The organism is Actinomadura sp. KC345, from assembly GCF_004348515.1.
Classification (GTDB): domain Bacteria; phylum Actinomycetota; class Actinomycetes; order Streptosporangiales; family Streptosporangiaceae; genus Spirillospora.
The window spans coordinates 1-8,897 of record NZ_SMKH01000307.1 but is presented as its reverse complement, the minus strand read 5'-3'; the positions used below and the strand labels follow the sequence as shown (position 1 = coordinate 8,897).

Genomic DNA, 8,897 nt, shown 5'->3' with positions numbered 1-8,897 from the left:
GTCCACCATCGTGACCCGGCAGCCGTGGGAGATCGCGGTCCCGGCGGCCTCCGCCCCGATGAAGCCGCCGCCCACCACCACGAGGTCGCCGCCGCGGGCCAGGCCGGCATGCAGCGCGCGGGCGTCGGCCAGCGTCCGCAGCACGTGGACGCCGGGCCCGCTCCACGCCGGCGGCCTCGCCCGCATTCCGGTGGCGATCACCAGTACGCCGTAGTCGAGCCGGCTCCCGTCGGACAGGGTGAGGCGGCGGGCGGCGGTGTCCAGGCCGGTCGCCTCGACGCCGAGCAGCAGCTCCAGGCCGAGCCGCTCCGCCTCCCGGAAGGTGAGCAGCCGGGTGGGCTCGGTCAGCCGCGCCTTGGAGAGCGGCGGTTTGTCGTAGGGCTCCTCCGCCTCCCGGTCGACCAGGCGGACGCGTCCGGTGAAGCCGCCCGAGCGCAGGGCCCGGGCCAGGGCGACCCCCGCCACCGAGGCGCCGACGATCACCAGGTCGCGGGTCACGTCGCCTCGAGCCGGAGGGCCGCGGCCGGGCAGCCGCGGGCCGCGCGGTCGACGCGCTCGCGGTCGGCCTCGGGCACCTCGGCGGCCAGCAGGACGACGAGGCCGTCGTCGTCGATGTCGAAGTAGTCGTCGGCCGCGATGACGCAGCTGGCATACCCCTGGCAGGCTTCGGCGTCCGCCTTCAGGATGGACATTCGGGACTCCTGTTCTCGTGTCGTCGTCGGCCCTCGCCGTGTCAGCCCTTGATGCCGGCGCCGCCGTCGCTGTGGAGCACGGTGCCCGTCATCCCCCGGGACATCGGCGAGGCGAGGAACAGGTAGCTCCAGGCGTGGTCCTCGCCGGAGAGGGCCACCCGCAGGGGGACCCGCGCGGCGATGTCGGCGGCGCGGTCGGGGCCGTCGAGGCTCTGCCCGTCCAGCCCCATCGCCTGCGCGCCGCGCAGCCGCGTGCCGACGGTGCCGCCGGGCGCGACGCTGTTGACCCGGACCTCGGGGGCGAGGTCGTGGGCCAGCGCGATGCGCAGCCCGCGGACCGCGAACTTGGTGGAGACGTAGAGCGCGCCGCCCCGGCCCGGCCGGTAGGCGGAGGTCGACTCCGTCAGGACGATGCTCCCGCTGCTGCGCCGCAGCTCCGGCAGCGCGGCGCGGACGCCGTGCATGGCCGCCCGCACGTTCACCGAGAACATCTCGTCGAAGGCGTCGTCGAAGGCGTCCTCCGGCACGGCGTCGAGGGGGCGGTAGAAGTCGAAGATCCCGACGCAGTGGACCAGCACGTCGAGACCGCCGTGCAGGTCCCGGCACCGGTTCACCGCGCCATGGTTGACCGCGGCCTCGCGGGCGTCGCCCTGGACGACGTCGATGCCGGGAGCCGCTTCGCGTAGGTCATCGCACTTGGCCTCGTCGCGCTCCAGGGCCACCACGGCCGCGCCCTCGGCGGCGAACCGCTCCGCCACCGCGCGGCCGATGCCCGACCCGGCGCCGACCACCAGCGCCCGCTGCCCGTCCAGCACGGGAGTGTTCATGAGGCCGGCTCCTGCCCCGTGCGGTCCTGTCCTGTGCCGGTCTGTTCTGTGCCGTCCCGTCCTGTGCCGTCCTGCTCGGGGAACAGGGGCGAGAACGGACGGCCGACCATCGCGGAGAACGTCGCCGGGCCCTGCCAGGTGAGGGCCTCCAGCTCCAGCGGGTCCAGGGTGACCCACTGGGCGGACTGGGGCGCCTCGACCAGCAGGCGCACGCCGTTGCGGGTCTGGACGAGGCTCACCTCGATCTCGGAGAACTCGTTGACCAGGGTCAGGGACTCGCCGATCCGCCCGGCCCGCAGGGCCGCCAGCTCCTCCGCCGCCGCGCGGGCGCGGGCGCGGTCCTCGAGTTCGCCCTCCCAGTACAGGCTCATAGGAAGACCGCCAGGTTCTGGGTGCGGAGCACCGACTCGTCGACCGTGATGTGGCGGCGGGCGAGCCGCCACTCGCCGCCGGCGTCCCGTAGCACGTCGCTGCGGCCCGCCGAGAGCAGGGACGGCTCGTTGACGTCGCCGCGGCTGCGGAAGAGCAGCACCGCCGACTCCACGAGGATCTCGCCGGGCACGTCGGTGGCGAAGGTGCGCACGTTGGACAGGTGGTGGCGCAGCCGCGAGGGCGGGTCCTCGGTCCAGGCGTGCCCGGTGCGCAGCCGGGCGACGCGGCGTTCCAGGGAGTAGAGGTCCTCGTCGAAGTGGGCCATCCGCCGGGCGGTGTCGTAGCCGGTGCCCAGGGAGGTCGTGACCCGGATCGGCATGAAGTAGTGGACGTCCTCGGTCATCCGGGCGAGCCACCGCTCGAGTTCCTGCCGGTCCAGGAGGTAGGTCTCCTCGACCAGCCACTCGTGGGCGGCCAGATGCGCGGGATCCGAGAACGGGAGCGGGTCGCCCACCGCGACGGCCGGGGTCGCCTTGGCGCCGAGGGGGCTCTCGGCGGAGGTGACGGGGATGTGCGCGGTCATCGGGCGTCCTCCCGTCCCGGGGTGCCGACGGTGACGCTCGCCGTGTCGGGGGGCCCCGTCTCGATGAGGTCGGCCCATCGGTTCATCAGGTGGCGCTGGTTGTACTCGCCGTACCCGACCCGGGACTCGCCCGGGCCCGCCCACTCGTCGGCCCCCAGGGCCGGGGCGATGGTCGAACCGTCGGCCAGCATGCCCATGCGGCCGTTGAGGAGGAGGCGCTGCGCCATGGTGCCGGCGGCGGTGGCGGTCAGCGAGACCCAGTTCTCCACGTCGTCCTGCTCGAACATGCCGCTGCTGCCGAAGCACATCAGGTAGGCCTTGTAGGACAGCGCCTTGAACTCCTCCGGTGCCTCCTTGTCGACCACGAACCAGGAGAGCACCTCGGTCTCGTTCTCGCTGATCGGCTGCCACTGCCGCAGGGAGACGAAGGGGAGCACGTCGTCGGAGTCGGCGACCCTGGGCCAGTTGTGGACGAAGCTGAGGTTCGGGAAGACCGACGCCGCCGAGACCATGAAGCCGTCGCGGCCGATCAGGTCGAGCTGCTCGGCCGACCACGACCGCTTCATCCGGTCGATCATCTCGTCGGGGTAGCCGACGTAGCGCAGGCGCTCTTCGAGCGTGCCCGGCGGGAGCTTGTAGGTGGTGCCCCCGCCGCTGGTGGCCCAGTACGTCGTGCCGTCCTTGCGCCTCTCGGCCTTCGGCTCGCGGAAGAGCCCGATCTCCACGACGCTCGTGTGGGTCTGCGGGGTGTGGTACATGTCCCCGGCGAAGTTCTCGGCGCCGATCTTCCAGTTGGCCTTGATCCGCCACCGCTGGGGCCCGAGCACCTCGATCCCGCTCGGGCTCTGGCGGGTGTAGTAGTCGAGGTAGAACGCGAAGTCGCCGAGGTACTCGCGCAACGGGGGCGCCTGGGGGTCCAGGGAGACGAAGATCAGGCCGTTGACGGTGTCCATCGCCGGTGCGGGGAGGAGCCGCCGCCCGCGCTTGCTGAACCCGTCCTCGCCGCCGTACGCCTCCCGGTGGAAGGGCAGGCCGACGATGCGGCCGTCGTTGCGGTAGGACCACCCGTGGTAGGGGCAGCGGAAGTGCGAGGCGTTGCCCTGCTCGGCGCGGCACACCTGCATGCCCCTGTGCAGGCACATGTTGAACATGGCGTGCACCGCGCCGTCGTTGGCGCGGCTGACGATGAAGGAGTTCTGCATGACGCGGCGGACCACGTAGTCGCCGACCTGGGGGATCTCCGACTCGTGCGCCAGGAAGACCCAGGAGCGCGAGAAGATCGACTCCCGTTCGGCGGCGAAGATCTCGGGGTCGTTGTAGATGTGCGCGGGCAGCATCCCGTTGCGCACATGGCCGACGACGTCGGACGGGTCGAACACCGGGGGACCTCTTTCTGTAGAACAGAAAGGAATTCTGCCCAGGGCCTCTTCCCTTGTCAAGGAGTGCGTTTCTGGTATCAAGAGAACTCGTAGGCCCCGACACCAGGAGACGATATGCCGCGTCTGCGCCAGGTCCGCCGTTCCGAAGTCCAGGACGAGGTCGTCCTCGCCATGTACCAGCGCCTGTTCCCCGACCGCGACCCGGTGGAGGAGCCGGGCACGTCCACGGGCACCCCCGGCGACTGGTGGACCGTGTTCGCGCTGGTGCCCGACGTCTTCCGGCACGCCGTGAGCGGGTTCTCCCTGTACCGGAGCCCGGAACGGACGCTGGACCCGGTGCTGCGCGAGCTGGGCCAGACCCGGGCCGGCTGGGCCCGCGGCAGCCAGTTCGTCTACTCCCAGCACTGCAAGGCCCTGCGCTCGCTCGGCCTCGGCGAGGAGAAGATCGAGGCGGTCCGGTCCTGGGAGGTCTCGACGCTGTTCTCGCCGGTGGAGCGCGCGGTGCTCGCCTACACCGACGCGCTGGTCATGGGCGGCGGCCGCGTCGACGAGGCCGTCTTCGCGGCGCTGCTCGGGGAACTGTCCGACGAGGAGGTGCTCGAACTGACCTACATCACCTGCCTCTACGACATGCACGCGACGATGACCAGGGCGCTGCGGCTGGAGTTCGACGACCGGGACGACGCGATCACCGAGGTCGCGGCCCCCGGCGAGTTCCAGGGCCTCGACCTGGGCGCCGCGATCAGCCATCCGGGAGCATGACCGGCCCGCGGCTCCGGCCCGCCCATCCCCGCTCCACTCCCCGGCGCGCGTCGGGCAGAAAGGTTTGCTCATGTCCGAGTTCGTGACCGGTCATCCGTCGACCCATGGGGACGGCTACCAACTGAACACCACGAACCTGTTCCGCCAAGCGGTGGTGACCCACCCGGAGCAGGAGATCGTTTTCCGCGACGCGGCCGGCGAGTGGCGCAGCACCTCGTACGCGGCGACGTGGCGGCGGGTGGCGCGTACGGCGCACATGCTGCGCGGCATCGGCGTCGGGCCGGGGGACGTCGTGGGCGTCCTGGACTGGAACCACATCCGGCACTTCGAGCTGTACTGGGCGATCCCCGGCACCGGAGCCGTGATGCTGCAGATGAACCTGCGGCTGGCCGTCGACGACCTCGCGTACGTGGTGGAGCACGCGGGTGCCACGGTGGTGTGCATCGACGAGTCCCTCCTGGGGCAGGCCGAGCGGCTGGCGCCGCGGTGCCCGCAGGTGCGGCACTGGGTCGTGATGAGCGACAGGCCGCCGGCGGAGGTCGGGACCTCGCTGCCGGACCCCCTGCACCACGAGGCGCTGCTGGCCCGGCAGGACGAGGAGTTCGACTGGCCGGTCATCGACGAGACCTCGGCCTACAGCGCGTGCTACACCACCGGCACCACGGGACGTCCCAAGGGGGTGTTCTACTCGCATCGGGGGATCGTGCTGCACACGATGATGTGGGCGGCCGACCAGGCGGTGGGCGACCACGACAACGTCCTGCTGACGACGCCGATGTTCCACGCCCAGTGCTGGGGGCTGCCCCAGGTGGCGGTGTACGCGCGGGCGCGGGTGGTCTTGCCGGGTCGCTACTCCGCCGAGGAGATCGGGGTGCTCGCCCGCGCGATGGTCGACTACGAGGTCACGGTGACCAACGGGGCACCGGCGATCTTCGCGCCGATGCTGGAGTACCTGCGCTCGCTGCCCGAGCCGCCGGACCTGTCCCGGGCGCGGATGATCTCGGGATCCACCGAACCGCCGCTCAGCCTGATCAAGGGCTACCACGACCTGACCGGGGCCGCGATCGTCCACGGGTACGGCGCCACCGAGACCACGCCGCTGGTCACCTCCAACCGGCCCAAGCCCTCCCTGGAGGGGCGGCTGGAAGAGGGGGAGTCCTGGGACCTCAAGCGCTCCCAGGGGCTGCCCGTGGCCGGGGTGGACGTCCGGCTGCTGGGCGCCGGCGGAGCGTTCCTGCCCCACGACGGGACGTCGGTGGGGGAGATCTGCGTCCGTGGCCCGTGGATCACCGAGAGCTACTGGAAGTCCGACGAGGCGGGCAGGTTCCACCGCGGCTACTGGCGCAGCGGCGACATGGGGGTGATCACCCCCGACGGGTACGTGAAGATCACCGACCGGCTCAAGGACGTGATCAAGTCGGGTGGGGAATGGATCTCCTCCATCGACCTGGAGAACGCGCTCACGGGCCACCCGTCCGTCCGCCGGGCCGCCGTGGTCGGCGCCCCGCACCCCAAGTGGCAGGAGCGCCCCGTGGCCCTGGTCGTGCCCGAACCCGGCCGCGACGTCGACCTCGACGAGCTGCGGACCCATCTGGCCGCCACGTTCGCCAAGTGGCAGCTGCCCGACGAGATCCTCGTCGTCGACGACCTGCCCACGACCAGTGTCGGCAAGCTGGACAAGAAGATCCTGCGCGAGGAGTACGCGGACTTCTACAGCGGGCGCTGACCCCGGCCGCCGCCCGCCGGACCGCGCTGCCGTTCGCGAAGGCCCGTTCGCGGGCGGCGCGATCCGCGGAGCGCGCCGCCCACGGTGTCACAGATCCTCTTTGATCTCCAGGCGGAGGAACGCCCTGGCGATCGGCTGGGCGGTCAGCTCGATCTGCCAGTGGCGGGCGCCGAGGTCGCCGAGGGCGACGGCGATCGCGGAGGTGGAGGCTTCCCCCGGCGGCGTCCAGGCCAGCCGGCGGACGGAGTCGGGCTGCATGAGGTTCTCCGACGGCATCGAATGCTCCTCGGCGAGCGCGGCGATGACGGCGCGGGCGGCCGTGAGGCGCTTGGCGGCCTCGGGGTCGCGGTCGGCCCAGCGGTGCGCGGGCGGCGGGCCGTCGCCGGGGATGTTGGACTCCGGCAGGCTGCGTTCGGGCAGCTCGCGGGCGCGGCCGACGGCGCGCAGCCACGCCGACTGGTGCCGGCGGGCGCCGCGTCCCCGCATGGTGGGCAGCGCCTGAAGGTCGGCGGGCGTCCTGGGGGCCTTCTGCGCCAGCTCGATGATCGCGGCGTCCTGCAGCACCCGGCCGGGGGACAGGTCGCGCTCGCGGGCGATCTTGTCGCGGGCCTCCCACACCTCGCGGACGGTGGCGAGCGCCCGCCGGTTCCGGACGCGGTGGATCCCGGACGTGCGGCGCCACGGGTCGGGGCGCGGCGGCTTCGGCGGCGTCGCCAGTATCGCGGTGAACTCCTCGAGCGCCCACTCCAGCTTGCCCGCGGACTCCAGCTCCTCCCGCAGCGCGTCGCGCAGCTCGACCAGCAGCTCGACGTCCAGCGCGGCGTAGCGCAGCCAGTCCTCGGGGAGGGGACGGGTCGACCAGTCGGCGGCCGAATGCCCTTTCTCCAGGACGAACCCCAGCACGTTCTCGACCATGGAGCCGAGCCCGACCCGCGGGTAGCCGAGCAGCCTCCCCGCCAGCTCGGTGTCGAACAGCCGCCGCGGGACGAGGCCGACCTCCGCCAGGCACGGCAGATCCTGGTTGGCGGCGTGCAGCACCATCTCGGTGTCGGCGAGCGCGGCGTCGAGGGCGGACAGGTCGGGGCAGGAGATCGGGTCGATCAGCGCGGTTCCGGCCCCGGCGCGGCGCAACTGGACCAGGTAGGCGCGCTGTCCGTACCGGTAGCCGGAGGCCCGCTCGGCGTCGACGGCGACGGGGCCGCTCCCGGCGGCGAACGCCTCGATGACGCGCTCCAGCTCGTCGGCGTCGGTGACCACGGCGGGGACGCCCTCGCGCGGTTCCAGCAGCGGGACGGCCGGGGGACCGGCGCCGGCCTCCCCGCCGTCCGGGCCGGGCTCCGCCCCGGCCGGCGCTGGAACGGTCCCTGGCCGCCTCTCGGCGGCCGTCTCCTCCGCACCGGCCTCCCCCTGGGAGTCGGTGGCGCGCGTTTCGGACACTCCTGCTGAACCCTTTTCATCCTCGGGTTGGCGGACCGGCCGGGGCCTTGGGGGCGCGGGCCGCCGGGGAAGGTGCACTTCTCCCGTGTTCTCCCCCGCTGCCTCGGTTTCGGACGCTCTGCTCACGTCCCTACCGTACGTCGCTCAGCCGTCCGCCCCGCCCGGTCCTCCCGGACCGTTCGGCAGCGCGGCGACGCCGGACGGCGGCAGGCCCGCCGTGGTGCACATCACCTCGCACCAGGCCGTCACGTGTCCGGCGAGGTCGTCGCCGGTCGGCGACCAGGAGGCCCGCAGCTCCAGCTCGGTCGTGGACGGCTCGTCGCGCTTGTCGCCGAAGCTCTCCGACACCGCGCGGGTGATCGTCCCGGACACGCCCGCGTAGCCGGCGGGTTCCAGCGCTTCGAGCAGCCAGTCCCACGCGACCGGGCCGATCAGCTCGTCGGCGGCGATGTCGGGTTCGAGGTCGCCGCGGATGTAGGCGACGACGCGGAAGCCGTTCGTCCAGCCGCTGCGGCCGTCCGGGTCGTACAGGACGATGAGGCGCCCCATGGCGGCCTCGGTGTCGTCCTCGCGGTAGACGCTGCCGGACAGGGCCGCCGCGTACGGGGCCAGGCTCTGCGGCGCGGGCATGTCCTCCAGATCGAGCTCCGGCCTGAGGGCGGGGCCGTCGAGGATCTCGCGCAGCGTGTCGAGGGCCCGCTGGAAGGCAGGTGGGTTCATGGATGGACCGGCCTGGTTGCGGGGGAGTGACTCGGGTCGGGGATGCCGGTGGGCGCCGCCGTGGGCGGCGGCTCGGCCGGCGGTGAGGGGACGGGGAGGAGAAGCAGGCACAGCACTGATGGTTTCGTTTCCGGGGCCGGGCCGTTCAGGCCACGGCCCGCGCGGTGGCGGCGCGGCCGGAGGTCCGGCCGGGCGCCGTGACGGTCGCGGTCGCGGTCGCCGGGGCGGCGGCGAGAGCAGGCGGCGGCGCACCGACGAGGATGGCCTCTCCGCACTCGACGCACGCTCGCTCCGGGCACTCCTCGCCGTGCCCGTCCGGACACGGCGGCTGCTCGAACACACGTTCATCACCGCAGGTGGAGCAGTACAAGGGGGACCTCCCTCGGCTATGACACGCAT

The 8,897-nt window shown here is 72.7% G+C and carries 11 protein-coding genes; 2 read left to right on the top strand and 9 right to left on the bottom strand.

The genetic code is table 11. From position 1 onward, the window contains the following. The 6 genes from E1281_RS33260 to E1281_RS33235 form a co-directional block, all read right to left on the bottom strand. Positions 1 to 498, bottom strand: a 498-nt coding sequence (locus tag E1281_RS33260; protein ID WP_131883682.1) for an FAD/NAD(P)-binding oxidoreductase, incomplete at its 3' end; no start/stop codon positions are given. Next, positions 495 to 692: a ferredoxin gene (locus tag E1281_RS33255; RefSeq protein ID WP_131883681.1), complete on the bottom strand. Its 198-nt coding sequence runs from the start codon at positions 690 to 692 to the stop codon at positions 495 to 497. The genes E1281_RS33260 and E1281_RS33255, both read right to left, overlap by 4 nt. Before the next feature lie 41 nt (positions 693 to 733). Beyond that, positions 734 to 1,519: an SDR family oxidoreductase gene (locus tag E1281_RS33250; protein ID WP_131883680.1), complete on the bottom strand. Its 786-nt coding sequence runs from the start codon at positions 1,517 to 1,519 to the stop codon at positions 734 to 736. Beyond that, complete coding sequence (locus E1281_RS33245; protein ID WP_207943643.1) at positions 1,516 to 1,890, bottom strand: hypothetical protein; 375 nt, start codon at positions 1,888 to 1,890, stop codon at positions 1,516 to 1,518. Before E1281_RS33245 ends, E1281_RS33250 begins: the two co-directional genes overlap by 4 nt. After that, positions 1,887 to 2,474, bottom strand: a complete 588-nt coding sequence (locus E1281_RS33240) for a 3-phenylpropionate/cinnamic acid dioxygenase subunit beta (RefSeq protein ID WP_207943642.1) — start codon at positions 2,472 to 2,474, stop codon at positions 1,887 to 1,889. Before E1281_RS33240 ends, E1281_RS33245 begins: the two co-directional genes overlap by 4 nt. Continuing rightward, the gene (locus tag E1281_RS33235) at positions 2,471 to 3,853 is read right to left on the bottom strand and encodes an aromatic ring-hydroxylating dioxygenase subunit alpha (RefSeq protein WP_243717669.1); all 1,383 of its coding nucleotides are present in this window, start codon (positions 3,851 to 3,853) and stop codon (positions 2,471 to 2,473) included. Before E1281_RS33235 ends, E1281_RS33240 begins: the two co-directional genes overlap by 4 nt. A 114-nt stretch (positions 3,854 to 3,967) precedes the next feature. Between E1281_RS33235 and E1281_RS33230 the strand changes: the two genes are divergently transcribed. Further along, positions 3,968 to 4,615 (top strand): carboxymuconolactone decarboxylase family protein, encoded by a 648-nt coding sequence (locus E1281_RS33230; protein ID WP_131883678.1) that lies wholly within the window; start codon positions 3,968 to 3,970, stop codon positions 4,613 to 4,615. Between the two features lie 70 nt (positions 4,616 to 4,685). Then, complete coding sequence (locus E1281_RS33225) at positions 4,686 to 6,341, top strand: long-chain-fatty-acid--CoA ligase (protein ID WP_131883677.1); 1,656 nt, start codon at positions 4,686 to 4,688, stop codon at positions 6,339 to 6,341. An 87-nt stretch (positions 6,342 to 6,428) separates the two neighbouring features. On the opposite strand, the gene E1281_RS33220 is transcribed toward E1281_RS33225, so the two are convergent. The 3 genes from E1281_RS33220 to E1281_RS33210 all read right to left on the bottom strand — a co-directional run bounded on the left by E1281_RS33220 (position 6,429) and on the right by E1281_RS33210 (position 8,838). Continuing rightward, a complete protein-coding gene (locus E1281_RS33220) occupies positions 6,429 to 7,628 on the bottom strand; it encodes a ribonuclease D (RefSeq protein ID WP_207943644.1) in 1,200 nt (399 codons plus the stop codon). A gap of 294 nt (positions 7,629 to 7,922) precedes the next feature. Next, complete coding sequence (locus tag E1281_RS33215) at positions 7,923 to 8,498, bottom strand: DUF3000 domain-containing protein (protein ID WP_131883675.1); 576 nt, start codon at positions 8,496 to 8,498, stop codon at positions 7,923 to 7,925. 145 nt (positions 8,499 to 8,643) lie between these two features. Next, the gene (locus tag E1281_RS33210) at positions 8,644 to 8,838 is read right to left on the bottom strand and encodes a hypothetical protein (protein WP_207943641.1); all 195 of its coding nucleotides are present in this window, start codon (positions 8,836 to 8,838) and stop codon (positions 8,644 to 8,646) included. Positions 8,839 to 8,897 lie beyond the last annotated feature (59 nt).

Excerpts from the sequence above, each read along its gene's own strand:
- E1281_RS33215 (WP_131883675.1), bottom strand. The coding sequence starts at position 8,498 with ATGAACCCACCTGCCTTCCAGCGGGCCCTCGACACGCTGCGCGAGATC.
- E1281_RS33230 (WP_131883678.1), top strand. The coding sequence starts at position 3,968 with ATGCCGCGTCTGCGCCAGGTCCGCCGTTCCGAAGTCCAGGACGAGGTC.
- E1281_RS33225 (WP_131883677.1), top strand. The coding sequence starts at position 4,686 with ATGTCCGAGTTCGTGACCGGTCATCCGTCGACCCATGGGGACGGCTAC.
- E1281_RS33255 (WP_131883681.1), bottom strand. The coding sequence starts at position 692 with ATGTCCATCCTGAAGGCGGACGCCGAAGCCTGCCAGGGGTATGCCAGC.
- E1281_RS33245 (WP_207943643.1), bottom strand. The coding sequence starts at position 1,890 with ATGAGCCTGTACTGGGAGGGCGAACTCGAGGACCGCGCCCGCGCCCGC.
- E1281_RS33240 (WP_207943642.1), bottom strand. The coding sequence starts at position 2,474 with ATGACCGCGCACATCCCCGTCACCTCCGCCGAGAGCCCCCTCGGCGCC.
- E1281_RS33250 (WP_131883680.1), bottom strand. The coding sequence starts at position 1,519 with ATGAACACTCCCGTGCTGGACGGGCAGCGGGCGCTGGTGGTCGGCGCC.